Origin of the sequence: Clostridium sp. AN503 (assembly GCF_040719375.1) — a bacterium.
Taxonomy (GTDB): domain Bacteria; phylum Bacillota; class Clostridia; order Lachnospirales; family Lachnospiraceae; genus Brotaphodocola.
The window spans coordinates 3,048,788-3,072,786 of sequence record NZ_JBFDTP010000002.1; the positions used below are offsets into that span (position 1 = coordinate 3,048,788).

The window sequence follows — 23,999 nt, forward strand, 5'->3', positions numbered from 1 at the left end:
AGCTGTTGCAGACATCTGCACAGCTTTTATTTTACTGTTTTTTCAAAAATACCACTCCCACCGCATCCGGCCCAATGTGAGCGCCGATCGTTGGGTTGATCTCTGAAACGATGATCTCCTCCACACCTTTCAGTTTTTCCCGCAGGAGCCGCTCCCGCAGCTCGCCCGCCAGCGCCTCACACCCTGAATGGACGATTCCCACTTCCGGGTACCCGCCCTGCTTTTCCTTTAAAAGCTCCATCATAAAAGTGACCGCCCGCTTCAAAGTGCGCACCTTATTCCTTGCCACGATCTGCCCGGCCTCATTGACTGTCAGGACCGGCTTGATATCAAGGACCGTCCCGAGGCAGGCGCTCACACCTCCAAGCCTGCCGCCCCAGACCAAGTATTTTAGGTCATTGACCGCAAACCAGAGATTCACAAGGGGGATCTCCTGCTCCACCGCCTGGACGATCTCCTCAAAAGAACCTCCCTCCAGACACCGCTTTGCTGCACGGCAGGCCAGGATCCCCTGTCCAAAGGAGGCGTTTCGGGTGTCGATCACCTGGATCCGGCTCTCCGGGTATTCCTCCCGGAGCTGGTCCGCCACCATGGAGACCGTGTTATAGCTGCCGCTGAGCGCAGAAGAAAACATGATACAGATAAGCTCTTCCCCGGCTGCCAGCCGCGGTTCTAAGAGTTCTCTGACCCGCTGCGGGTTGCAGCCCATGGAAAAGGCGCGCTCCCCTCCTGACATCCGTGCAAAAAACTCGGAGGCGCTTAATCTCCGTTCATCACCGTACACCATTTCATCCATATCAAATCTGTAATACTGGGGCAGGATGACGATCCCGTATTCATCCGCCAGACATCCCGGAATATCCCCATTAATATCCGCTGCGATTGTGATCTTCTTTTCCATCGTTTTTCCCGCTGCCTTTCCCGGCCTTAAAGACCATACGATATAAAAGTGTCAGAAGGATTCTGGCATTTAATATGGATTTCTGCCAGAAACCGATCTCACGTTCCCTGTGGTTTTTATCCGCGCTGTCAGCCGGCATCATCCCGTCAAAATACTCATATCCGGCAAGAAGCCTCATAAGCTCCTCCGGCAGATATTTATAACTGGGCCTGGTAAGCTGCACAGCGCCGGTCATCTCTATTATCCTTCCCACAAAAGACATACAATTTTCCGTTTTATAGATAGAAAACCCGTGAAATACCGTCATGGTCACCATACTGAAGATATTAAACATATATTCCGGGTCGTGTTCATAGTCCTGGATCAGCTCTTTGATCCGATCCAGAGCGCCCTGGCTGACCGGTATCCGGTAGATCCTTGTCCGGTAAAAGTTCTGCCCCGGCTGCACATAATCCCCCCGCCGCTCCCATACGATCCCCGCATCTAAGGGCGTATTGGTGCTTCTCCTGGAAAAGCTCACAAAGTCCTCCAGCTTCTCGTCCAATGAAATGGAAATGTGAGTATAGTCGCAGCCGGAAATACGGCGGCTGATCTTGGCGATCGTGGTCATAGTAGCCATAAAACAGATATAGATACTGGTTTCCTGCCGTCTGTCCGCTATTTTTTGCTCTGTCATCGGCTCCCCTTTCCCCTGACCATATTTTTAAGAAAGGACAGGATGTATGACTTATAGTCTACCATATCATACACGCCTTGTCTCCTGGCCAGCAAAAACAATCGGATCAGCAGCACATAGTAATAAAAATAATATTTCCTCACGGACAATTTCTCCGGCCTGCACACCAGATGCATATAGTCCCAGTGTCCCGGGTCCTCCGTGATCAGCTTATCCGCATAGTCGCTGTAGATCTCCGTTCCCGGCACCGGCGTGAAGATGGAGATAGCCACATTTTTCACGCCCTGCGCGGCGATCCAGGTATACAGCCGGTCAAAATCCCTCTTTTCGAAATCCAGGTCCACGATGAACATGCCGAATATCTTGATCCCCAGCTCATTGGTAAATCGCACGCACTCCGCATTCCAGGAAATCTTTGTCCGCTTGTTGTACTGCTTTAAGTAGGTATCCTCCACGGCCTCCAGGCCCACGACCAGGTACACCAGGCCGATCGCGGCAAAGTCGCGGATCAGGTCACGGTTCTTCAAGATAAAGTCCACCCGCCCCATACAGACGTACTTTTTATGGATGCCCCTTTCTCTGACCAGGTCGATAAAACGGCGGATCCGCCTCGCATCCAGCAGAAAATCATCATCAATGATATAGATCCCTTCACTGTCTATGGAGGCGATCTCCTCCACCACATCTTCAATATCCCGCGCCGTATACGTGCCGCAGTTGAGCACGTTCCGGTAGCAGAACTTGCAGCGAAAGGCACAGGAGTAAGCGGTCCTCACCTGGGCGCAGTGAGGGAGCTCAAAATAATTGTAGTGATCCGGATGCGCGTAATAATAGCTGCGGTCCGGCCAGGGCAGACGGCGGATATCAAAGGGCTGTGCCGGGCTGCATTGCCACTGTCCGTTTTCCCTGTGACAAAGGCCTGGAATCTCGCCCAGATCCTTCCCCTCTATGATCCCTGGGATCTGGAGAACATCAAAGGTGGTCAGGATGAAATCCGTCTCAGGCATATAAAACCGCTCCTGGTTCTTCTGCACATGAAGCCCGCCCACGATCGTGACAACCTGCGGGTTCAGTCTTTTTGCCAGACGGATATACTCTTTCATAAACGCTTCCTGCTTGATCCTGCCGCAGATGTAGAACACATCCGGCCGGTACTGCCGCAGTTTTTCCTCCAGGGTTATCTCCTCCCTGGGCACGTCGAATATCTCCGGAAAATAGCCCGCCTGCTTTAAGACCGCGCTGATATACTCCAGCTCCAACGGCTCATTTTCCAAAATCCCGTTAAAATTATATTTGTTCCGGGATACTTCCGGATGGACCAGCAATATTTTTTTATCCATGTTTCTTCCCCCTGAATTCCGGTCATCTTATCAACCAGCTTAAATGTCGGCTTCTTTGTTATCCACATTATATCAGGAATCAGAGGTGGAAAACAGATGTCATGCGTCATGGATCACGGTGACGTTTGTCACTGGCTGCGAAGAAAGACCGTTTTATCCCCTCTCTGGAAACTTTGAGCGATATGTTTGAACCGGTGGAAATACCGGTATGAATGATGAAACAATCCTCCTGCATCTGTAATAAGAAAATCCCCTCAGTACAGGCCATAGCAAAGGTCTTTCACTGAGGGGGACTCTTTAAACAGGGATTTACATACTGTTTTACAGCTGGGCTAGTTGGATTCGAACCAACGAGATGCAGGAGTCAAAGTCCTGTGCCTTACCGCTTGGCGATAGCCCAATATTTTAAACACTAAAACATCTTACCATAGGTCGCAAAATTTTTCAAGTGATTGCATTTACAATCTCTGTTTAATCTTCGATATCTTACATTTCCCTTTTCATGGTGAATTTGGTATAATACCTCTAGGATCATACATTACATACCAAATGGGAGGACACCCCTATGCCCAATACCATGTTTTTCAGCCTGCTGCTCAACATCGGGCTGCTGGTGCTTATCGCCACACTCCTGACCAAGCTTCCGGTGGTGCGCAGGATGTTTCTGGACGGAAAACACTCTGTCGGCAGCCGGATCTCATTGGCCCTGATCTTCGGCACGGTCAGTATTATCTCAACCTATACCGGGATGAGGGCTGAAGGAGCTATCGTCAACACCCGTGTCATCGGTGTTTTGGCGGCAGGACTCTTAGGCGGTCCCCAGGTCGGGATCGGCGCCGCCATGATCGGCGGACTTCATCGTTACCTGTTCGATATCGGAGGCTTTACAGCTGTCTCCTGCGCCATCTCCACCTTTGTGGAGGGGTTGATCGGCGCTGCCTTTTCCAGGCGGTTCCGCCAGGGCAAGCTGGACAATACCGGAGTATTCCTGATCACGGTGCTAGCGGAGGTCGGACAGATGGTGATCATCCTGCTGATATCAAAGCCATTTGCCGCCGCTCTGGAACTGGTAAAGATCATTGCATTTCCCATGATCACCATGAACGCTCTTGGCATGGTCATCTTCATCACCACATTCAATATGGTGTTCGTGGAGGAGGACAGTGAGTTCGCAGGAAAGATGCGGCTTGCACTGAATATCGCGGACCGGAGCCTGCCCCATCTGCGTCAGGGACTGTACAGCTTAACGGACATGCAGGAAACTGTCCGCATCATTTACGAGTCCTTCACCTGCTCCGCCGTCATGATCACAGACGGACAGAAGATCATCGCGGTCTGCCCGGAGGACCACCGCAGCATTCTGGACACTGAAGCGGTCTTAGGGCCAGTCTGCCAGTCGATCCATGACCGCCAGGTGAGCGTATTCCCCTCCGGGATTGATGAACCTCCGCTGATTCCATATTTAAAGAACCACACGGTCATTGTCGCGCCGCTGATTGAAATGGAGAAACCGGTGGGCAGCCTGACCATGGTGATGAAAAAGCAGTGGCATGCTTCTTCTCAGGCCACCTTAAGCTTCGTGGACGAGCTTGCCAAGCTGTTCTCCACCCAGTTGGAGCTTTCCGACTTAGATTACCAGAAACGGCTCCGGCGCAAGGCAGAGCTGAAAGCCCTCCAGTCCCAGGTGAACCCGCATTTTCTCTACAATGCACTGAATACCATCGCATTTGTCTGCCGTGAGAATCCGGGCCGGGCACGGGAGCTGATCATCACCCTCTCCGCCTATTATCGCCAGACACTGGAGAACGACCGCTACATGCTGAATCTCCACGCGGAACTGTACCACGTCACCAGCTACCTTGAACTGGAAAAAGCCAGATTTGAAGAAAAACTGCAGGTGGATATCCAGGTAAATGATGACATAGACTGCATGGTCCCCTCCTTCATCCTGCAGCCACTTGTTGAAAACGCCGTCCGGTACGGCGCAGACAGGAGCGGGAGCCGTTATGTGGGCATCTGCGCCGCCGAGCTTCCCGACGGGATCATGATCTCCGTCTCCGATCACGGCTCCGGCTTCCCACAGGACATTATCGACCAGCTTTACTCCGGCCAGCCCATGAAAGGCATCGGCCTGGAAAATGTACACAAGCGCTTGAAGAGCATCTATGGCGAATCCAACGGGCTCATGATAGACAGTTCGCCAGACGGCTCCCGGGTTTCTTTCCTGATCCCCGGCGCAGCCCAGGATCTGTCTGACAGCAGCGATACAAAGGAGGTTACCTTATGAAGATAGCAGTCATCGATGACGAACGCCCCGCACGCGGAGAACTGATCCACCAGATCCGTGAGGTCCTCCCCGACAGTACCATCGAAGAGGCTGACAGCGGCGCTTCCGCCCTGGAGCTGTTAAGCAGCCAGACCTTCGACCTTCTGTTCATAGACATCAACTTAAATGACATGGAGGGAACCACCCTGGCCGCTGCCGCCCAGAAGATCCTGCCCGGGGCGCAGATCGTATTTGCCACCGCATATTCCCAATATGCAGTAAAAGCATTTGAGCTTGGTGTGGACAATTATATCCTGAAGCCGTTCGACCCGGACCGGGTAAAGCGTGTGTTGGAAAAATGCCAAAAGGCCGCCGGATCTGCCGCCCGTGACCTCCACGGGGGAACCGGATCTGCCGCCCCCGTCTCCGCATCACTGTCTTCCGACCGGCTTGCCATCAACACCAACCGCAAGATCCTGCTGGTGGACATCCGCCAGATCGTTTATCTGGAAACAGAGGGAAGGGGCTGTATCCTTCACACCACCTCCGGCGATTTCAATGACAACCAGCTCCTGGGGGAATTTGAAAAAAAGCTGATCCCCCACGGTTTTTACCGGATCCACAAGAGCTATCTGGTGAACTTAAACTACATATCCGAACTGTTCCCCTGGGCCAACAACAGCCTGGCAATAAAAATGCAGGGCTTTGAGCGGGATATCCTGCCGGTCAGCAGGGAGAAGGTAAAGAGCTTAAGGCAGCTTTTGGGCCTCTAGGCCATTTCACCCCTTCTCTCCTGCGGTTCATGCGCCAGAACCTGCAGTTCATGCAAAAACTGTTTTCTTTTGTCTGTTTTTCAGTATAATAAGGGCAAAAGGAAACAGTTTTTATACATAATGCATAGGAGGTAGGGTTTATGGTAAGTTTCTTCGTGTGTCTGGCAATTCTGATCATTGGGTTCATGGTTTACAGCAAGTTTACAGAAAAAGTATTTGGTCCTGACGACCGGAAACCGCCGGCATTGACTATGACGGACGGGAGCGATTACGTCCCCATGTCCACACCGCGGATCTTCCTGATCCAGCTGCTGAACATCGCAGGACTTGGGCCGATCTTCGGCGCACTGGCAGGCGCCTGCTGGGGCCCCAGCGTATTTTTGTGGATCACCTTCGGTACCCTGCTTGGCGGCGGCGTACACGACTATATGGTCGGTATGATGTCCATGCGCCACAAGGGCGCCAGCGTATCCGAGCTGACCGGCATGTATTTGGGCAACGGCATGAAACAGGTTATGCGCGTATTTTCCGTTGTACTGTTAGTCCTGGTTGGCGTATCCTTCTCCACCGGACCGGCTAATCTGCTGGCAATGCTGACTCCGCAGGTACTGGACGCCAAATTCTGGCTGGCCGTAGTACTGATCTATTACTTTATAGCCACGTTTGTGCCGATTGATAAAGTGATCGGTAAAGTTTATCCGTTTTTCGGCATCTGCCTGATCGTAATGGCACTTGGAGTAGGCGGCGCGATCATTCTGGGCGGTTACCACATCCCGGAGATCACACTTTCCAACCTGCATCCGTCCAACACCCCGATCTGGCCGACCATGTTTATCTCGGTAGCCTGCGGCGCGATCTCTGGTTTCCACGCAACCCAGTCGCCGTTAATGGCCCGCTGCCTGACCGATGAGCGCAAGGGCAGACAGGTATTCTATGGAGCCATGGTGGCAGAAGGCGTTATCGCCCTGATCTGGGCCGCAGCCGGAGTTGCCTTCTACAACGGTACCGGCGGCCTTCTGAATGCACTGGGAGGCGGGCAGTCCGCAGTAGTATATGAAATCTGTTTCACCCTGCTGGGACCGGTAGGTGCAGTGATCGCCATGATCGGCGTTATCGCGTGCCCGATCTCTTCCGCGGATACCGCATACCGGAGTGCACGGCTGACCCTGGCAGACTGGTTTAAGTTTGACCAGAAACCGATCAAAAACCGTCTGATCCTGACCGTACCGTTACTTTTTGTAGGGGCCATCCTGACCCAGATCGACGTACAGGTCATCTGGAGATATTTCTCCTGGAGCAATCAGACCCTGGCTATGATCTCTCTGTGGGCCGCCAGCGTTTACCTGTTCCGCAAAGAGCGCTTCTTCTGGATGACCGCGCTTCCTGCAACCTTTATGTCCGCGGTATCCTGCACCTATATCCTGATGGCAAAGGAAGGCTTCCAGCTCTCCACTTCCATCGCTTACCCGGTAGGACTCCTGTTCGCCGCCGCATGTATGGGAATCTTTTTATACTCCTGCTTCGGCAAAAAATCCGCGAATACGGTCCCCATGGTGTTTGAGGATAAATACGAGGCTTAAAAAGCAAACAAAAACTTGTGCCGTAATGCGTATTCTAAAAAGAAGCTGTGCCTGACCGCACAGCTTCTTTGCTTTCATCATCCTGTTATACCAAACCTGCAGCCGCAAGATACACCCCTGCCAAAAATGCCTCCGGCAGAACGATCAGACTGGCTGCCGGACGCTTATATTCGCAGGTATTCATAAGCTCCGCAACCATGGTTCCCGCCAGTTTCGCACGCGCCTGCCTGCTGATGAGGCTTTTAGCATTTTTGGCGCTTTTAGCCCCGTCATGCCGGGGCTCCAGCCGTTCAACCCCTTCCCTGATCTGTTCCTGCCATACTTCAAAGGAGTAGATCCGTTCACAATCCAGTCCAAAGATCTCCCCGGCAAGTTCAGCACACACCAGCGCTGTGCTCCGGTCATCCGATGAGGACATCCCCCTCTCCTCAAAAAGCTTCTCCACTCCCGCCAGAAACAGCTGGTCCAGACCTCCGCCGCCATCTTTTTGCAGCAATCCGCCCAAAGGCAGGCAGTCGGAAAGCAGCGCCATGACCTGTGCGGTAAAACCAGCATGAAACGTAAATGCATTTCCCTCATACGTCCCAAGGGCTTTCAGCGTGTCCAGGTAGCCCAACCGGATATTACGCCGGATCTTATCCCTGTCAAATACCAGAGTAGGGCCAAGAGTCCAGTAACTGCGGATATAGGTCACGTGGCGCGCCAGCTCCAGATTCTCCCGTCTGACCACGCCAAACGCTTCTAAATCCACCGCTATGATGTCCTCCGCCCCCTGCAAAAGCGCCAGCTTTACAGGCAGATTGTCATGATAGGCCCCGTCCACATACCGCACGTTATCTATGGTGTGAGGCTTAAATGCCGGGTAAATGGATGCGCTGGCAATGATATAGTCGATCATTTTCCCTTCCGGTATGTCTCGGATCATCAATTCCCTCGGAACACTGGTGTCCTTCTCAAGAGTCACAAGTCCGTAGCCGATGGAGGAAGCGCGAACCTTCTTCTCATCCAGAAAGGCCTGAAGCGTTTCCTTCAGCGGAGCCGTATCCGTTCCGCCGTTCTTTATAAAGTTGACCACAAAGGTCTGATAGGTCTGAAGCACCTTTTTGGGAAACGGATCGTGATCATCCACCGGCACATCCATAACGTCCTTTGTCTCAATACTTTCCCACAGAGCCGCTGCCATATCGTAATCCCCCTGTGCGATCACAGCTCCGTTGACCGCGCCAATGGAAGTCCCTGTCACAATATCGATCTTCACCCCCAGCTCACGCAGCGCCTTCCATACTCCCAGCTCATACGCTCCGCGTGAACCGCCGCCTCCCAGGACCAGGGCCGTTTTACTCATGCAATTCCTCCTTCAAAATGTAGCTATAATTGGTAACTTTTCGGAACAAACAGCGACATAATTCCCTGCCGCCGCAGTGCGATCCTCCGCGGAGCGGTTTTTTATATCATAGAGAACTTTCCTGTGATATAAAAAAAGTACCGCAACCACGGTACTTTCACAGTGCGGGTAACAGGACTTGAACCTGCACGGTCTCCCACCAGAACCTAAATCTGGCGCGTCTGCCAATTCCGCCATACCCGCATGATGGCAATCTTAGTGTAAAAAAACATTCCCGAAGGAATGTTCACAGGGTGGATAGAGGGATTCGAACCCTCGGCCTCCAGAGCCACAATCTGGCGCGCTAACCAACTGCGCTATACCCACCATATATAAAAAAATATCATATCATCCGATGGATGATATGTAACGAGCCTGAAGGGATTCGAACCCCCGACCCACGGCTTAGAAGGCCGTTGCTCTATCCAACTGAGCTACAGACTCATGCGTTAGAAAGCTGGGCTTTCCAAAAGCGGGTGATGGGAATCGAACCCACGTATCCAGCTTGGAAGGCTGGTGTTCTACCATTGAACTACACCCGCAGATTTTCTAAGAGAGCTTCAGATAGACTGTTGAACCGCTGTGTAAGCTCCCGTCAACCCGTCAATCTAAACTCGGGGTGACAGGATTCGAACCTGCGACCTCCTGGTCCCAAACCAGGCGCTCTAGCCAAGCTGAGCCACACCCCGGATCCTTAAATGCTCTCATTCTTCAACTAATTTCTTAGCTGTTGAACAACGCGAGTATCATTATATAATAGCATCCTATATTTGTCAACCGGTTTTTTTACATTTCTCGGAAATTTTCTAAAAAATATCATTCCCTGTCCAGATAGTATGTCTGGTACCGTGCGGTCCCGTCTTCATCCATCTCCATGACCATGTAGGACGGCTTTCTCCCCTCCTGCCTTGGATAGGACAGGCTGCCCGGATTTAATATGGTCACATCCTTTCCCACTTCCAGAAACGGACGGTGGGTATGACCGTACATGGCGATATCACAGTTACGCTCAATCGCTTCCTGGCGCAGCACCTCAACCCCCAGTGACACATTGTAATAATGTCCATGCGTCAGCAGGATCCTGTGCGGCCCCAGTTCCAGTTCGATCTCCCGCTCCAGCATGGAAAAGAAATCATTGTTGCCCATGACCATCTCCAGCTGGCAGCCATCGCCCACCCAGTCTGCGATCTGATATTCGCTGCCTTCTGCATCTCCCAGATGGATCAGCATATCGATCGGCTCCTGTTCCTTCAGCACCCGGGCCAGGTTGTCATCCTTTCGGTGGGTATCGCTCACAATCAAAATCTTCATCAGGACTCCTCCTCAAGAACCGCTCTCAGCTCCGCTTTCATGGCCTCCAAAGCTTTGCCGCGGTGGCTGACACGGTTTTTTTCATCAATCTCAAGCTCCGCAGAGGTCTTGCCAAATTCCGGTATATAGAGGATCGGGTCATATCCGAAACCACCGCATCCCGCAGGCTCCTCTGCGATCACTCCTTCCATGGCGGCTTCCGTGTGAAGTATCCTGCCGTCCGGCAATACTGCCGCAATATTACAGATAAAACGGGCTGCCCGTTCTTCTCCCACAGCATCCTTCACCCGCTCGATGATATTCCGGTTCTTGATCTCATAGGAGGTATCCTCACCCATATACCGTGCAGAGTAGATCCCCGGCTCTCCTCCGATATAATCCACTACAAGCCCTGAATCATCTGCCAGCACAATATCTCCTGTACAGTCCCATACGGCCCGCGCCTTGATCTCCGCGTTCTCCGCAAAGGTCGTTCCATCCTCCACAATATCCGGATCTGCACCGGCCTCCTTCATGGAGACCACCTCGCAGCCCAGATCTCCCAGGATCAGACGGATCTCCCGCATCTTTCCTGCATTTCCGGTCGCAAAAATAATTCTGTGTTTCATGATCTCTCCCTTATTTCTCAACATTTTTTGTGTACGCTTTCAGGCACAGGTTACAGCTCTGGCCCGTTTCCACCGGCTCCCACTGGATCCCATCCGGGCTGATATACCCCTCGCCGTCGCTTAGATCGATCCTGCACTTCCCATCGCCTGCATCATACTCTATGGCGACCGGATGGACCGCTCCCGGGGTAGTGAGCTTTATCATGACCCCAAACCGTCTCCCCGGCTGCAGGACCAGCGGCCGGTCAAAGGACACCGTATAGTATCCGGCATGGTCCAAATGGCCCGAAGCAACCTTCCTGCGCATCTCAAAGCTGCGATACCCCTCTTTTTCTGGATCTTGGGATACTTCCGGCACCACATACACTTCATAGTCCGTATTCTGTTCTGTGGCATAGAATCCAGCTGCCATAACGTCCTGTTCCGGCTCTCCCGCCGTATAGACATTCACTGCCCAGGCAGTATCGCTGCCATAACCGATCTGCCCGACCCAGCCGCACAGATCACTCTGGTAAATATGATCGTAATTATCCACATCCTCCACAGAGGAATACAGGATATTGGTCTTTCCCAGATTCCCATCATAATAAGAGACATAGAAGAACCCATCTTCTCCAAACTGGGTACCCCAGCTGTTCTCACATAAGAAAGCACCGTCCCCAGGCACCTGCCCCGAAAAATCCCCCCTGGGGAAGTCATCATCCCATCCCACGATCACCACGTCATGATTGGGCGGCACATCCAGCGGATAGCAATATGCTTTGGTATCCCGGTTGTAATACTCCGACTGGCTCAAGCTGTCAGTGAGCGTGGTGTAAAGGGAACTCTGCACCCCGCCCGTCTCAAGTACTGCCCGTTTTATCTGCTCCCGGTCCTTAGGCGGCAGGATCTGGATCTCCTGCACGTGCTTGACAGCCGTAAGCCCTTCCGGGGAAATGCCGTCTCCGTAAGGATCTGAGACCTCATGTACCGGTCCTCTCCAGGATAAAAGATATGCCATGGACATGGTATACTCCCCGCCGTCAGCCTGCCCCAGAACAAAGTCAGGATTATGGGACATATGATCCTCAGAAAAATCATGGACCTCTTCCGGTAGAAGAGAACTTTCCAGCGCCAGCAGGGATGCAAATGCCCAGCAGGTTCCCAAATCCCCCTGATCCTTCACAGGAGAAGTCCGGCCATGCTCCCTGGCGTCATAACGCCGCGGCAGCGAGGACTGCCGTATATCCGCTCCTGCTGTAGTTTCTGCCCCTATTGTGGTTTCTGGGGGTACTGTGGTTTCTGGCTGGACTGTGGTTTCTTGCCACACTGTCTCATCCGGCTGGACTGTAGCTTCTGTCTGTGATATCTCGTCTGGCTGCGTATCCTCCGGCGCACGCTCCCCGGCACAGCCGCCTAAAAAAAGGGCGCATGTCTGGAGCCAGCATCCATAAAAGCTTTTTATTTCTCAACTGCATCTCCCGGCTTCCGTCTCGGCGGTTTTGGCCCCAGGAACTGATAATAATAGGTCTTCATCATCCCATTATAGATCTTCCTGTTCTTATCCGCCTTACGTCCCATATATTTTTCCACATCCTCACAGGATGTGATGATAAATGCCGACCAGGAATCCAGCGCTTTAAACCGCTCACCGATCTGTCCATACAGCGCCGGCAGGTTCGCTTTGTCTTCGATACGCTCGCCGTAAGGCGGGTTAGTGATCAAGAATCCGTATTTCTTTGGATGGCTCAGCTCACTAACCGGCCTCTGCTGAAAATGGATCATATGCGCCACGCCGGCAGACTCCGCATTCGCACGCGCAGACTTTACAATGTCACCATCGATATCATAACCCTGGATATCCACCTCCACCGTATCATCCACCAGCTCATGAGCCTCATCCATAGCGTCATACCAGCATTTCCTCGGTATCAGGTTCTTCCAGTCCTCAGACAGGAAGGAACGGTTCATGCCCGGTGCTATGTTAGCCGCTATCATCGCCGCCTCAATGGGAAATGTTCCGCTGCCGCAGAATGGGTCCACCAGGATCCTGTCCTTGTTCCACGGAGTCAGCATGATCAGGGCTGCTGCCAGAGTCTCCTCGATCGGAGCCTTACTGGTCAGCTTGCGGTATCCCCGCTTGTGCAGAGACTCTCCGGTGGTATCGAGCGCCACCGTCACCACATCCTTGAACAGGGAAACCCTCAGCGGATAACTGGTCCCCGTCTCCGGCACTACAGCTATACCGTAGGCCTGCTTCATCCGTTCCACCATGGCTTTCTTCATGATGGACTGGATATCCGACGGGCTGAACAGCTTGCTCTTTAGAGAGTTCGCCTTTTTTACCCAAAATTTGCCGTCCTGGGGGATATAGTCCTCCCATGGAAGGTTCTTTGTCCCCTGAAACAGCTCCTCAAACGTGGTTGCCCGGAAGCTTCCCACCTTTAAAAGGATACGCTCCGTGGTGCGCAGGAAGATATTGGCGCGGCATATAGCCTCCGCATCTCCCAAAAACGTCACCTTTCCGTCCTCCACCTGGGATATCTCATATCCCAGATCCAGGATCTCTTTCTTGAGCACTGCCTCCAGCCCAAAATGGCAGGGCGCGATCAGTTCATATACTTTTGTCGCCATAATCATCCTTTCTCTGTCCGCTGCTCCTGGCTGCGGCACGTCCTCTCATCTCCCGGCGCTCTTCTCAGCCCAGCTCAGCCTCTTTCACGATATTTCCCTCAAAATCCAGGATCCGGAATGCAGTGTCCTCCAAAACCGCATAGGTCGGCGGATTGCCGCCTTTGGGTATGGATGTGGAGCCGGGATTCAAAACCCAGTTAGCTCCTGCCTTCTCTGCCTTCAAAACATGGCTGTGCCCATGGATCAGGATATCCCCCGCCTTGAGAGGCGGCATGTTCTCCTGGTTAAACACATGGCCATGGGTCGCAAAAAAAGTAAGCCCGTTCAGCGCCAGTACCGCATAGTCCGCCATCACAGGGAACTCCAGCACCATCTGGTCCACCTCCGCTTCACAGTTGCCCCGCACGGTAAAGATCTCCTGCTTCAGCTCATTGAGCATGGCGATCACTTCCTTGGGCGCATAGTCCTTCGGAAGATCATTGCGCGGTCCATGGTAGAGCAGATCCCCCAGAAGGATCAGACGCTCCGCCCCCGACTCCCGGTACGCATCTGTCAGCTTCCGGCAGTAATATGCGGACCCGTGTATATCTGATGCAAACATATATTTCATATATTTGGTTCTCCTCTGTTTAATAGTACTATTTTATAGCTATACAGGGGCTGTTGTCAACGAGATTGCACCAGATATTTTCCGCGATATGCCAAAATCCCTCCATACACATCTGCAGCCTGGTATCCCAGCTGTGACAACCGGCGGGCTGCCCGCATACTGTTCGGTCCGTGATAACAGTAAAGTACGATCAATTTTTCGGATGGCAGTGAGCAGAGCCGTTCCATCAGTTCATCACCGGGAATATTCACCGCCCCACAGATATGTCCTTCTTCATAGTCTTCAGGGTTCCTCATATCGATCAGATACATCTCCCTGCCTTCATCCAGATACCGTTCCAAATCTTCTGCACTGATCAGATACCACATGGTATTACCGCCAGTCTATTAGTCTTATTACCATTATATGTAAAAAGCCGTCCCTTGTCCCGGGACGGCTTTGCCGTTTAGCGCTGGTTGTTGTTCTGGCTGCTGTTGCGGCTGGAGTTCTGGCTGTTGTTCTGGCTGGAATTCTGGCTGTTGTTGCGGCTGGAATTCTGGCTGTTGTTCTGGCTGGAATTCTGGCTGTTGTTACGGCTGGAATTCTGGCTGTCGTTACGGCTGGAATTCTGGCTGTTGTTCTGGCTGGAATTCTGGCTGTTGTTCTGGCAGTTTCTGCTGTTGTCCATATTGTTGTAATTGTCTTTCATGATTCATACCTCCTGGTCAATCACTTGGATTTGTTACAGGATTAGTATGGCAGTTATGAGGTCATTTATACATTTAAAATTTTTAAAACACACGGTTACGACCGGGTCGTGGCTGATTCTACTCTCGCCATGAATGCTTCATAAGGCTTTAGTGCGCCATCCATATCGGTGCGCCCGTAATTGCTGATCAAAAACTCCTGCCGCTCTCCGGCATACTTTAAAATAGTGTCCACCGGCAGAGTCTTCTCCGACAGATTTGCCGCCACCAGCCAGGTTTCCTTCTCAGAACGGCGCAGATAAGCAAATATATCTGGATCATCTTCCAAAAGGAGCACATACTCGCCTTCCGTTAAAAGCGGTTCCTCATGGCGCAGCCTGATCAGCTTTTGATAGTAATAAAATATGGACTCCGGATCCCTTAAGGCTTTCTCCACATTGATCTCGCCATACCTTTCGCTCACCTGAAACCATGGTGTTCCCTTCGTGAAGCCCGCATGCTCCGTACCGTCCCACTGCATCGGGGTCCTGGCATTATCCCTGCTCTTGTTCCACACTGCTCTGCGGAAATCCTCCTCCGAGATGCTCTTTTCCTTCACTACCAGCTCCTGGTATGCGTTGCGCACCTCGATATCCTCATAATCTTCCAGATCATAATGCACATTGGTCATCCCGATCTCCTCGCCCTGATAAATATAGGGCGTTCCCTGCATCCCATGGAGCACCGTTGCATATGCCTTGGCACACGCCTCCCTGTACTCCTGGTCGTTGCCCCACCGGGAAATGACTCTGGGCTGGTCGTGGTTTTCAAAATACAGGGCGTTCCAGCCCTTTTTATAGAGCTTTGTCTGCCACTGCGTCATAACCCGTTTCAGTTCCCTGAGGTCAAAGTGCTTTAACGCCCACTTGCGGTTGACAGACCCGGGAATCCGGTCAATATTCATATGCTCAAATGTAAAGATCATATCCAGTTCTTTCCGTTCCGGAGCGGTGAAAAGCTGCGCGACCTCCGGCGTGGACCCCGGTGCTTCGCCCACGGTCATGCAGTCATACCGGGACATAACCTCCCTGTTCATTTCCTGGATGAATTCATGAAGACGCGGTCCGTTGCTGTGATATTTGCCCGTATAATATGTCTTTCCCGGCTCTTCAGGATAGTCCGGAAAATCCTGGTTCTTTGAAATGGATGCGATCACATCCATACGCCAGCCATCCGCTCCTTTCTCCATCCAAAAATCCATCAGGTCATAGACCTCGCGGCGGAGGCCCGGGTTCTCCCAGTTTAGATCCGGCTGTTTTTTGCTGTAGAAGTGAAGGTAATACTGGTTCCTTTCCTCACTGTACTCCCACGCGCTGCCGCAGAAGCTGGAGCCCCAGTTATTGGGCGGCGTCCCATCCGGTTTGGGGTCTTTCCAGATATAGTAATCGCTGTAAGTGTTGTCCCGAGACTTCCGGCTCTCCACAAACCACGCATGCTCATCGGAAGTATGGTTCACCACCAGATCCAGCACTACTTTGATCCCGCGCCTGTGAGCTTCTGCGATCAGCCGTTCCATGTCCTCATTTGTCCCAAACCGGTCATAGATCTTTCGGTAATCCCGGATGTCATAACCGTTGTCGTCCTGGGGAGAATCAAATACCGGGCTGAGCCAGATCACATCGATCCCCAGCTTCTTCAAATAATCCAGCCGGGAGACCACGCCCGGCAGATCTCCGAAGCCATCCCCGTCAGAGTCCTGAAAACTTCTCGGGTATATCTGGTAAACCACTGCATTTTTCCACCATTTATCTTTCATTTCCAATCTTTCCTTTCTCATCAAGCCATATTTATTTAAGCGATTCCCAGAAGGGACAGCAGGATACCAAGCGCAATAACGCCGAGGATCAGCATCGTGATGCTCACATTTTTCTTCTTCAGCAGATAATAGCACAAAAGCGTCAGTCCCAGGGGGACCAGCCCCACAAAGATCTGATCCAGCATGGGCTGGAGGCTTAAGATCGATTCCCCATCCATCGTCAGTTCAAAAACAGAGTGGAAGGTGACCATGGAGGCCGTCATTCCTCCCACCATGATCAGGCCCACCGTGCCTGCCGCTTTGGTCAGGATGTTCATCAGACCACTGGCGTACACCTTCTGGATATATTCTGACCCCAGCTTGTAGCCGAGAAATGTCCCATAATACTTTATCAGGATAGACGGCACGTTAAACAGCAGCAGGAATACCACCGGCGCCAGCACATTCCCGGATGCTCCCATGCCTACGGCAATCCCTGCCGCAATGACACGGAGCACTCCCCAGAAGATGGAATCTCCGATACCAGCCAACGGTCCCATCAGACTTGATTTCACCGCGTTAATGGAACCTGCATCAAAATCCGGCTGCTCACTGTTCTTTTTTTCCATGGACGCCACAAGCCCCATGATGAAGGTGGAACAGGTGATCGTGGTGTTAAAGTAAGACATGCTTCTAACCAACGCCTCTTTTTTCTTCTGCCCATCATTTTTATAAAAATGGTTGATGAACGGCATCATGGAATAGCAGAAGCCCGATGCTCCCTGCTTTGCCGGACTCACCGCCGCATACAGGGTAAAGGAACGCCAGAACGCCTTTTTCAATAATCTTCTTTCCTCTGCCGGTATGGATTTCGTTAAACTGCTCATCTGAAAAATTCCTCCTCTTCCTGATCTAACACATACGCATTGTCCGTACCTCCGGACGGAACTTCCGCCCTAATGGATACCATCTGGCTGAATCTGTAGTCATTCATACCGACCGCAACGGCAATAATCGTCCCCAATACTGCCAGTGCGACCAGCGGAAGATCCAGATATGCTGTCAGCACAAACCCAAGGAAATAGAAGATACAGATCTTATTATCCCACAGCATTTTCATCAACATAGCCATGCCGACCGCTGGAAGCAGGCCGCCGCAGACTGCAAGTCCGTTCATCACCACCTGCGGGATGGCATCTAAAAGCGCGCTGACCGCATTTGATCCAAACAGGATTCCCAAAAATGCCACCAGAGAATACAAAAACCAGTTTACTGCCCAAAGCCCATAATGCAGCGTCACAATCTGCCCCTGTTTTCCTTCTGCCGCAAGCTGGTCAAATCGCTTTGCAAACATGCCCACCAGGAAAATATACAGGACTGTTTTGATCTGAAGCCCCAGGATGCCGATCGGAAGCGCCAGCGTCAATGCTACCTCCGTCCCCTTGCCCAGCATGACCGCAAAGGCCGTGCCTACCGCAGTGGCAATTCCCGGCTCCGCCGCCGAAGCCCCGCCAATATTGACAACTCCCATGAAAACGGCCTCCAACGCTGCCCCCACGACCACTCCGGTGTGCAGATCTCCAAGGAATAAGCCTACCAGCGGTCCAATGACAATGGGGCGGTTCAGCATGGTAAATCCGATCAACTCCGCTCCGCCGACGCACAAGAAGACGGTCAGCGCCACTAAAAATGCCTGTAACATCACAATTTCCTCCTATTTTAACTTTCCGATCACATCTTTTACCAGTTTCTGTTCATCACCCGGGACCTGCTGCATACAGGTATCAGGCGCCAGCTTTATCAGCTCCTCAAGGCACCGGGTCTCTTCCTCCGTCAGCATAATGGTAGGGGTCAGGACCTTTTTCTTAGAAAGATCGATCCCATCAAACCTGCCCACATTACCCACATTTAAAAATCCGATCTCCCCCACATTCTGCCGGACTTTAAGGGCATCCCGGACGGTCCTGGTCAGCACCAGGATCCTCATCTGTGAGGCTTTGGGATAGTTCAGCATACGAATCGCCTCATCAACAGGTTTTACCAGCACACGGATCCCTGCCGGAACAGCCATCTGCAGTGCCATCTTCTGAGTTGGATCCCCCGCCGCATCATCATTGGCTACGATGATCCCTTCCACCCGGAGCTGTTTCGTCCAGGTCATGGCGACCTGGCCGTGTATGAGACGGTCATCCACTCTGAGAGCAGTGATCCTCGCACTGGAATCTGAAAAAGATTCCGGCCCAGGCTTCTGCATCTCCTGGCTGCTATTTTGCCGCGCCCCGTCCCCACCGGACCTGGCTTCCGCCTTCAGAAGCTTCTTCTCTCCCTCCGGCTCAAGGGATATCCTTTGCAGCTCCTGTCTTGCCGCCTCAATAAATCCGTCCAGTTCCTCATCCGTTACGCTTTCCCCGGCCAGTGCCACCTGCAGCAGAACCGGCAGATTCGTCCCAGTGATCACCGTTATATTGGGCCAGGCTGCATACTTCATCATCTTCTGGTTGACGCTTCCGCCCTTCAAATCTGTAAATACAAATATCCGGTCTTCCCTGTGGCTGGAGAAATATTCATCCAGTATTGTTTCCACATCATCCTCCGGGTCCACATAGGCATCCAGCGTTGTAATCTCCGCCATTTTACCAACGACAAGCTCCAGTGTATACCGGATGCCGGAAGCCATCTTGCCGTGAGTAGCTATCAGGATCTGCTTCATCATATACCCCTTTTCTTCTTTATTTTACAACAGGTTATGTACATAACTTATCTTGATGCAACTATAACACGCTTCCCACATCCTGTAAATAGGTTATGTAGATAACCATCCAAACAGCAAAATTAATCATCTCATTTTTATGCACTTTGTACATATTTAGATTATAGATGTCCCAAGACCAGCCAAACTCCTGTCAATCAAAAAAGTGCGGAGCTGCATCATACTGCTCCCGCACTTTCCCTGTTTCTATTATGCTGTAAACTGTGCTTCTATCATTTGCTTCTGGTTCCATTCTCTCCCGGAACGCTCACAGCCGGGTCATATCCGGCCATGCTGTTACGCTCAGCCAGACTGCGCACACAGGTAGATCTGCGCACCATGAGAGTTACCGGCAGGCGGATCTCCCGTTCCCGCATGCTCCCGCCTGCATGGATCTGCTCCATCAACACTTCCACTGCCAGCTCTGCTTTTTTATCCACATCCTGCCCGATCGTGGTCAGCCTTGGTACGGAAAAACGGGAGTACAGGATATTGTCAAACCCGGCGATCCCCAGTTCCTCCGGTACCCGGATTCCGTAATCATGAAAAAAGCTGATCGCCTCCATGGCATACAGGTCAGAGAGAAAGAAAAGTGCGGTTCCCGGCTCCAGCCTCCGCAAAAGCCAGGCATAATTCTCCTGGCGCTTTGCAGCATTCATCCCCAGAGGAACGAACTGAAGCTTCTGATGCCGCCCGGCACACTCCTCCATCGCCTGTTCACAGCCAAGAAGCCTCTGATGATCCACGCCGCTGTCACGCCCGGCGCAGACCTTGATCCATTCATATCCGCATTCCAGCAGATGCTTTGTCATCATATACCCGCCTTCCCGGTCATCCAGAGTGATATTCACAACCGGGCTGTCCGGTTTCCCTGGCTCCCCGTATGCGTCTATGGCTACAACCGGCTTTTTTGTCAGCTGGTATATCTTCTCACAATTCTTTCTGCTGAAGGACATGGCGATCACACCATCGATATCCCAGCTTGCCACCATCTGAAAGATCTTGTCCACGTCCTTCTCGGAATAAATCATCAGGTAATATCCCAGCTTCTGGATTCTTTCCTCAATCCGGCCCAGGGCTTTCCCGTAAAATGGATCGGCCAGAAGGGAGTCCCTAAACTCTTTGTGATAATTGACTACAACCGCGATCAGCTGGGAGCTCTCCTTACTCAGGACGCGCAGTCCCATTTTTTGGACATACCCCACCTCCCGGATAAGGGCATTGATCTTTTCTATCGTCTCCGGGGATACCCTTTTCGTTTTCCCGTGAATCACGTTCGAAACTGTAGTAGTACTTACGCCTGCCAGCTCCGCTATCTCCTTAATCGTAGCCATCCTGTCCCTCCGCCAGATCCATTCTCTTACTCGTTCTGTTTATTCTACTACAAACCCCTTTTCCTTGCAAGATACGCCCTTTTCCATCTCCGAAAAATCCCTTGAAAAACTTTTGCATATTTCTTGCTTTCAGAAAAATATTTTATTTGCTTTTTTAATGCTTATCCTTTATAATAGGCTTGAAGAAAATTGATTTCCCTTAAAGTCATTTTTTCTTCAACCTTATTAATTATTTATACTCCCCTCAGAAAAAGCCAGACAGCTCCCCTGTTTGGCTTTTTCTCCGGCCCTGTATTTTCGTGCTTTTTCTGCCCCTATTCTCTGTACGTTTTTGTAAAATATACGCAATTTTTTATTGGATTTTAAAATCATAGTATCATACCAGTATCACAAAACCGCCCTATTTTGTTGCGACGTCGCAACACTCTTCCGCACCTTTTCCAGCAGCTCCAACCGCTCCCGGCGCCGCTCCTCCCAGTCCATCACATGAAACGCCACCCGCTCTGTACTGCTCGTCCAGGTCTGGTTAAACCGATCCGCCCCGCTACCGACCAGGGCCATGCTGTAGATCCTGGCATCGTCCAGGAATGGACGGATCTGTTTAGTATACCGGGGCCTCCGCAGTTCCCGCAGTGCCTTTGCATGGATCTGCCGCACCGCCTCCGGCGTTGTTCCCTGCTGCCGCCCGATCTCTGCCAGTGTCATCCCGTCCTGGTATCTCTGCCGGATCACCCCTGACTGAAGATCTGGCAGAGCGTCCACACAGCCCCACAGGGCCGCCTTTAGCTGTTCCCCCTGCATTCGTTCAACGGTATCATCCTCAATGCTTTCCGGGGCTGCTACGAGATCTCCCATCGTGGTATCCTCTCCGCCATCAATCCCCACTACCGGAGCGTCAAGACTTCCCAGGCGCGCCATACAGGCGTTTTCCCTTATATCCCCTATCTGCTCCAGGGTAAGCCCCATAAAGTCCGCCGCTTCCCTGTCTGTGGGCTTCCTACCGTGCTCTGCCATGAAGGAGCTGCAAAACCTGTCATACTTTCCCATAAGCTCCCGGCACCGGACCGGCAGCCTCATGCAACTGCCCTTCATCTGGATATACCGCCGCATTCTCTGGCGGATATGAAACTCTGCATAGGTCAGAAATTTCACCCCGTGGTCAGGATCATAACCATCAATAGCCGGGTACAGGGCAAGATACCCCTCCTGCTCCAGATCCTCTATTTCCTCCTGCCCGCGGAACTGCCAGGCTATGGAATGAATAAACCGGCTCACCTGGTTATAGAGCTGCTCCATATTATCGGCCACATTCTCTCCGGCCTTGATCCTGATCACAAGCTGTTCATTGGTCATAGTATTCCGTCCTCCCATTCTGGCAGCGGGATTTTCCGCCGTTAATATTGCTGATTCTTTAATGCTGTTTGTGCGATATGAAAGCCGCTGACTTCTCGCAGCTCATAAGTGAGATGACTGCTCCCGGTGATCTCCCGGCAGCTCCGATCGGCCCGCCGGATGGCCTCGGAAGCTGTTGGATCGTGATAGCCCTCATGGTTCCTATCTGACATTGTTCAGTATCCTTTCCAGGTCATCAATCTTACGCTGCTGTTCGTCTGTTCGGATGGCCGACAGCACCGCATTGCAGCCTAAAATGATGGTATTGGCCGTCTTGTTATCCATCTCGCCATTGGCGACCATATTCATCACCCTGGAGAGCGTCCGGCGTACCTCTGTGGCCGTCCGGGTCTTTAATCTGATTTGGGCCATAGCTGCCCCTTCCTGCCCTGTCCACCAGCTCATAAACGATTTCATGGAAACGCTCTTTCGTAGTGGCCTCGTTTATCAGCTCATACAGTTCTTCATTGGACGCATGACTAAAGTCTATCGCGGGTTTGGGCGGTATGCGGCTCTGTGCGATCTTTATAAGCCTGTCTATCTTATCCATATCTTCACCTGCTAAAACGCCCCAGGCAATCCGCTGGGGAAAGTCCGGGGCGCTCCCTTCTTACTTACTGGCTGCCGCCACTGTCTGATAGTAGATTGCTTTGGCCTTGTTCTCCAGGACGAACGCATCATAGCAGATGCGCCCCTCCACAAGCTCGCCGCTGATCCCCGGCGGGTCCTGGTGGGTCTTATAGTCCTCTAGCTTGGTAGGTGCCACCGTCGCCACCGGATGCGCGATCATGAACCCGAAATCTGCCGGGAGCCGCTTCTTCGGCACCTTCAACACGGTCAGGCCATCCAGATTGGCAATCACGCCTTTCAGCCGCAGATCATTGCCGATATCCGTCTCCATGGTAATATCCTTGCACTGCTTCATGAGCAGGTAGATATCCGGCGTCACGACCAGTACGCGCCCAGTCTCCGGGACTTCCTCGTTATCCAGGGAGTTGTTGCCCTTAATGATCTCCTCGTAGACGTTTGTCTTAGTAAGGGCCACCGGTACCGGCTTCTGCCCGGCTCCCGCAGTCATCACCCCATACACATAGGTATCAACCTCCGGGATAACCACCTCACGCACCTGCCTGGCCAACGCCGACGCCGCCGCAAGCTGGCCGCCTGTCTCGTCCTTATCCAGCTTATCCACCGCAAAGGTGAAGGAACGGTCTTTCTTGAGGGTAAACTCCTCTGTGGTGGCGTCCAGGCCCTGCACCTGCCCATACCTTGACCAGTTCCCGTCTACCGGACCGGAGCGGCCGTAGTCGTTCATTCCTGCCGTTGTGACCTTATATACCTTGATCGTGTGCGCCCCTGTCCAACTAAGGTCCTGGTTGGTCAGGAGTGATTTCTTACTTTCTGTTGTAAACAGTTCATCCACATAGGGAAGATACTGTGTTACTAATGAAATTGCCATAATTTACTTCCTTTCTACTCAATATTCAAGCCCCATTGCTCTGCGTACCGGATCAGGCCCTGTGGGTAACCCATGGTTTCCCTCTGCCGGGCGTGCTCCTACGATCTGCACAAATCCGGTTGGCTTATCCTTGGCTTTATCGCCATATATTTTCTGTAATGCATCCAGCTTACTATCTAAATCCTTTTCATCTGTACAGGTAATGATATCTGCCAGCTCCCGCGGCATTCCCCGATCGGAGAGCCGCTCCTTAACCAGCAGTTTCATTTCCCTAGCCTCCAGCTCTGCAAGCTTCTGTGTATACTCCGCTTCGCCTTCTTTGGCTGCCTGCTTTCGCAAAGAAGACAGCTTCCCATGTAATATACGCGCAATATCTTCCTGGGTAAAAAGCTTCTGATCCTTCCCTGAGCCGGCTGTCTCCGGGGTGGCCTCCTGGCCTGTGCCCTGCACATCTGTTTCATTCCCCATGTTCTCGGCCTGGGTAACCTGATCTGTCACGTTGTTTCTTTTTTCCATATGCTTTTCCTTTCCTGTTTTACGTCC

The 23,999-nt window shown here is 52.1% G+C and carries 23 protein-coding genes and 6 tRNA genes; 3 read left to right on the top strand and 26 right to left on the bottom strand.

Translation table 11 applies throughout. The features are described 5' to 3' along the window. Positions 1-31: 31 nt before the first annotated feature. The 4 genes from AB1I67_RS21490 to AB1I67_RS21505 form a co-directional block, all read right to left on the bottom strand. Complete coding sequence (locus AB1I67_RS21490; RefSeq protein WP_367032341.1) at positions 32-901, bottom strand: DegV family protein; 870 nt, start codon at positions 899-901, stop codon at positions 32-34. Beyond that, on the bottom strand, positions 867-1,577 hold the full coding sequence (locus tag AB1I67_RS21495; protein ID WP_367032342.1) for a hypothetical protein: 711 nt from the start codon (positions 1,575-1,577) through the stop codon (positions 867-869). The genes AB1I67_RS21490 and AB1I67_RS21495 overlap by 35 nt, the downstream gene beginning before the upstream one ends. Beyond that, a complete protein-coding gene (locus AB1I67_RS21500) occupies positions 1,574-2,917 on the bottom strand; it encodes a radical SAM protein (protein WP_367032343.1) in 1,344 nt (447 codons plus the stop codon). Before AB1I67_RS21500 ends, AB1I67_RS21495 begins: the two co-directional genes overlap by 4 nt. A 327-nt stretch (positions 2,918-3,244) precedes the next feature. After that, a tRNA-Gln gene (locus AB1I67_RS21505) sits at positions 3,245-3,317 on the bottom strand. Between the two features lie 165 nt (positions 3,318-3,482). On the opposite strand from AB1I67_RS21505, the gene AB1I67_RS21510 reads away from it, so the two are divergent. The 3 genes from AB1I67_RS21510 to AB1I67_RS21520 all read left to right on the top strand — a co-directional run bounded on the left by AB1I67_RS21510 (position 3,483) and on the right by AB1I67_RS21520 (position 7,536). Further along, positions 3,483-5,204 carry a LytS/YhcK type 5TM receptor domain-containing protein gene (locus AB1I67_RS21510; RefSeq protein ID WP_367032346.1) on the top strand — a complete coding sequence of 574 codons (1,722 nt, stop codon included), beginning with the start codon at positions 3,483-3,485 and terminating at the stop codon, positions 5,202-5,204. Next, a complete protein-coding gene (locus tag AB1I67_RS21515; protein WP_367032347.1) occupies positions 5,201-5,956 on the top strand; it encodes a LytTR family DNA-binding domain-containing protein in 756 nt (251 codons plus the stop codon). The genes AB1I67_RS21510 and AB1I67_RS21515 overlap by 4 nt, the downstream gene beginning before the upstream one ends. Positions 5,957-6,096: 140 nt before the next feature. Further along, positions 6,097-7,536, top strand: coding sequence for a carbon starvation CstA family protein (locus AB1I67_RS21520; protein WP_367032348.1), 1,440 nt, complete (start codon positions 6,097-6,099; stop codon positions 7,534-7,536). Between the two features lie 85 nt (positions 7,537-7,621). Here the strand turns inward: AB1I67_RS21520 and AB1I67_RS21525 are convergent, their stop codons facing one another. The 22 genes from AB1I67_RS21525 to AB1I67_RS21630 all read right to left on the bottom strand — a co-directional run bounded on the left by AB1I67_RS21525 (position 7,622) and on the right by AB1I67_RS21630 (position 23,972). Next, positions 7,622-8,881 carry a patatin-like phospholipase family protein gene (locus tag AB1I67_RS21525; RefSeq protein WP_367032350.1) on the bottom strand — a complete coding sequence of 420 codons (1,260 nt, stop codon included), beginning with the start codon at positions 8,879-8,881 and terminating at the stop codon, positions 7,622-7,624. A gap of 163 nt (positions 8,882-9,044) precedes the next feature. After that, positions 9,045-9,124: transfer RNA gene (locus AB1I67_RS21530), tRNA-Leu, on the bottom strand. A 49-nt stretch (positions 9,125-9,173) separates the two neighbouring features. Beyond that, positions 9,174-9,247, bottom strand: a tRNA-His gene (locus AB1I67_RS21535). Positions 9,248-9,290: 43 nt separating this feature from the next. Continuing rightward, positions 9,291-9,364: transfer RNA gene (locus tag AB1I67_RS21540), tRNA-Arg, on the bottom strand. A 27-nt stretch (positions 9,365-9,391) separates the two neighbouring features. Continuing rightward, positions 9,392-9,462 (bottom strand) — tRNA-Gly (locus tag AB1I67_RS21545). Positions 9,463-9,534: 72 nt separating this feature from the next. Beyond that, a tRNA-Pro gene (locus tag AB1I67_RS21550) sits at positions 9,535-9,609 on the bottom strand. Between the two features lie 127 nt (positions 9,610-9,736). Continuing rightward, positions 9,737-10,231: a metallophosphoesterase gene (locus tag AB1I67_RS21555; protein ID WP_367032352.1), complete on the bottom strand. Its 495-nt coding sequence runs from the start codon at positions 10,229-10,231 to the stop codon at positions 9,737-9,739. Then, positions 10,231-10,839 carry an RdgB/HAM1 family non-canonical purine NTP pyrophosphatase gene (rdgB, locus tag AB1I67_RS21560; RefSeq protein ID WP_367032353.1) on the bottom strand — a complete coding sequence of 203 codons (609 nt, stop codon included), beginning with the start codon at positions 10,837-10,839 and terminating at the stop codon, positions 10,231-10,233. The genes AB1I67_RS21555 and rdgB overlap by 1 nt, the downstream gene beginning before the upstream one ends. 10 nt (positions 10,840-10,849) lie before the next feature. Beyond that, on the bottom strand, positions 10,850-12,148 hold the full coding sequence (locus AB1I67_RS21565) for a lectin like domain-containing protein (RefSeq protein WP_367032354.1): 1,299 nt from the start codon (positions 12,146-12,148) through the stop codon (positions 10,850-10,852). Positions 12,149-12,279: 131 nt separating this feature from the next. Further along, positions 12,280-13,452: a class I SAM-dependent RNA methyltransferase gene (locus AB1I67_RS21570; protein WP_367032356.1), complete on the bottom strand. Its 1,173-nt coding sequence runs from the start codon at positions 13,450-13,452 to the stop codon at positions 12,280-12,282. 64 nt (positions 13,453-13,516) lie between these two features. Then, positions 13,517-14,062 (bottom strand): phosphodiesterase, encoded by a 546-nt coding sequence (yfcE, locus tag AB1I67_RS21575; protein WP_367032358.1) that lies wholly within the window; start codon positions 14,060-14,062, stop codon positions 13,517-13,519. A 56-nt stretch (positions 14,063-14,118) separates the two neighbouring features. Then, complete coding sequence (locus AB1I67_RS21580) at positions 14,119-14,430, bottom strand: rhodanese-like domain-containing protein (RefSeq protein ID WP_367032359.1); 312 nt, start codon at positions 14,428-14,430, stop codon at positions 14,119-14,121. 77 nt (positions 14,431-14,507) lie between these two features. Next, positions 14,508-14,750: a hypothetical protein gene (locus AB1I67_RS21585; protein WP_367032361.1), complete on the bottom strand. Its 243-nt coding sequence runs from the start codon at positions 14,748-14,750 to the stop codon at positions 14,508-14,510. A 95-nt stretch (positions 14,751-14,845) separates the two neighbouring features. Beyond that, positions 14,846-16,543, bottom strand: coding sequence for an alpha-glucosidase (locus AB1I67_RS21590; protein WP_367032363.1), 1,698 nt, complete (start codon positions 16,541-16,543; stop codon positions 14,846-14,848). Positions 16,544-16,578: 35 nt separating this feature from the next. Continuing rightward, a complete protein-coding gene (locus tag AB1I67_RS21595) occupies positions 16,579-17,409 on the bottom strand; it encodes a PTS system mannose/fructose/sorbose family transporter subunit IID (protein WP_367032364.1) in 831 nt (276 codons plus the stop codon). Then, positions 17,406-18,224 carry a PTS sugar transporter subunit IIC gene (locus AB1I67_RS21600; protein WP_367032366.1) on the bottom strand — a complete coding sequence of 273 codons (819 nt, stop codon included), beginning with the start codon at positions 18,222-18,224 and terminating at the stop codon, positions 17,406-17,408. The genes AB1I67_RS21595 and AB1I67_RS21600 overlap by 4 nt, the downstream gene beginning before the upstream one ends. Positions 18,225-18,236: 12 nt before the next feature. Continuing rightward, on the bottom strand, positions 18,237-19,235 hold the full coding sequence (locus AB1I67_RS21605; protein WP_367032367.1) for a PTS sugar transporter subunit IIB: 999 nt from the start codon (positions 19,233-19,235) through the stop codon (positions 18,237-18,239). A gap of 269 nt (positions 19,236-19,504) precedes the next feature. Continuing rightward, positions 19,505-20,605: a LacI family DNA-binding transcriptional regulator gene (locus AB1I67_RS21610; protein WP_367032368.1), complete on the bottom strand. Its 1,101-nt coding sequence runs from the start codon at positions 20,603-20,605 to the stop codon at positions 19,505-19,507. Positions 20,606-20,992: 387 nt separating this feature from the next. Further along, on the bottom strand, positions 20,993-21,958 hold the full coding sequence (locus AB1I67_RS21615; protein ID WP_367032370.1) for a sigma-70 family RNA polymerase sigma factor: 966 nt from the start codon (positions 21,956-21,958) through the stop codon (positions 20,993-20,995). Between the two features lie 201 nt (positions 21,959-22,159). After that, positions 22,160-22,369: a hypothetical protein gene (locus AB1I67_RS21620; RefSeq protein ID WP_367032371.1), complete on the bottom strand. Its 210-nt coding sequence runs from the start codon at positions 22,367-22,369 to the stop codon at positions 22,160-22,162. A gap of 238 nt (positions 22,370-22,607) precedes the next feature. Then, the gene (locus AB1I67_RS21625) at positions 22,608-23,456 is read right to left on the bottom strand and encodes a hypothetical protein (protein WP_367032372.1); all 849 of its coding nucleotides are present in this window, start codon (positions 23,454-23,456) and stop codon (positions 22,608-22,610) included. Positions 23,457-23,474: 18 nt separating this feature from the next. Further along, positions 23,475-23,972 carry a hypothetical protein gene (locus AB1I67_RS21630; protein WP_367032373.1) on the bottom strand — a complete coding sequence of 166 codons (498 nt, stop codon included), beginning with the start codon at positions 23,970-23,972 and terminating at the stop codon, positions 23,475-23,477. Positions 23,973-23,999: the final 27 nt, after the last annotated feature.